Below are 1,447 nucleotides of genomic sequence, written 5' to 3'. Positions count from 1 at the left end.
ATGAGCTTGTAGCTGATAATGTGAAAAGGGCCTGTAAATCAGACGCAGCATAATCACTGCTGTAACGAGTGACATTTAAGCCTGTGTTTGAAGTGGAAGAACTACCACTATCTCCGCCGCCACAACCAGCTAATAGAACTAAAAATGGTGTTAAATATAGATTCATGTAAATCTCCCTTAAGTATTTAAATTGATTTATATATTCATATTATCCCGATGCAGTGAACCGATGTTATCTCACACCGTATTAATATCCTTATCGTTTTATATACTGAAACCAATGTTGGTATAGCTATTATTAATTACCTAACAATAAAGTTAAGTAGTATAATTTAAGCGATGAAGGCTCTGTAAAAATGAAAAACGGTAAAGCATGCCAACGTCCTAACTCCTCTTGTTGTGTAATATCGATGACACGCTCCACTTAAATTTTCTATATGCTATTCACTTGGTGAGCCATTACAGCTTGCTTGCACGATAGAACCATCAACTGCAAGCTCTATCACTACGCGATTTTCATTCAGTTCTTTCATTTCAACACTACTGCCATGGGAAGAAATAGATAGCATTTCACCTTCATAGTTGTGCCTTGCTAAATAAAATATACTAATTTCTGAAAACTCATCTAAACCTGTAAGCCTCTGGTAATGAAACGATGAGTTTACAAGCTCCTCGACAATTTTTGCGTTATCATAGTTACTTTCTAACTTTGAATTAGTCATATTTTCAAATTCGATAAGTATATTCTTCGTAAGTGAAGAATATATATTTCTATCTAACTTCTCGATATCATCAGGGATATCCCATCTACACCCCATCGAATCATAGTTTTGTGCGCTAACCCAAAAAGAAATAAAAAACAGCGATAAAATGTGAGTCTTTTTTAATAGTAAAAACCTTTTCATTACTCATATCCCATAACTTCACAGGTAATACCTTGGCAGTCGTAGTCAAATGTCAATGTTGGCTCATATATCATCGGTTCAGCCCAATCTCGAATACCAATGAAACTCAAAAAGGTAGAGAAGATACCTACACGGCCACTAATTGCTCCCCAAGCACCTACAGCCCCTTCTAGACCATATTGTGTCGGATCTGTTTGTGAAATCTTGTTCACCATCCCTTCTATAGCAAGCCTTTCTAGCTTTTTGTCTAAATCCAACTGACTCAAGTTCGCCTCAGTTCTACTCTGCCCATCATACCCAAACATTTTCATTTCGTTTGAATATCCTTTCCATCCCAAAGATCTTAATCTCTTCCTCTCTTTATTCACTGCCCATGTAAAGTTATGATCTCCCTGAGTTTTACCTAACTCATTAAACAAATAAACCGTAATCACACTAACAGCAGAACGCATCATCGCATCTCGACTATTGGAACCACTTGCTGCGGCCGCTATACCTGACACGATAATCATACCTCCAGCTTGAAGAGTCTGCGTTTGAAC

At 37.2% G+C, this 1,447-nt stretch carries 2 protein-coding genes; both read right to left on the bottom strand.

What is annotated here, in order from left to right; genetic code table 11:
- Positions 1-440 precede the first annotated feature (440 nt).
- Entirely contained in the window at positions 441-905 is a 465-nt protein-coding gene (locus ACQEXR_RS20090) for a hypothetical protein (protein WP_427021031.1), read from the bottom strand.
- On the bottom strand, positions 905-1,447 hold a 543-nt coding region (locus tag ACQEXR_RS20085; RefSeq protein ID WP_427021030.1), incomplete at its 5' end, for a hypothetical protein. The genes ACQEXR_RS20085 and ACQEXR_RS20090, both read right to left, overlap by 1 nt.

The sequence above is a fragment of the Vibrio sp. TRT 2004 genome, assembly GCF_050113735.1.
GTDB lineage: Bacteria > Pseudomonadota > Gammaproteobacteria > Enterobacterales > Vibrionaceae > Vibrio.
This window is presented reverse-complemented; position numbering and strand designations above follow the sequence as displayed.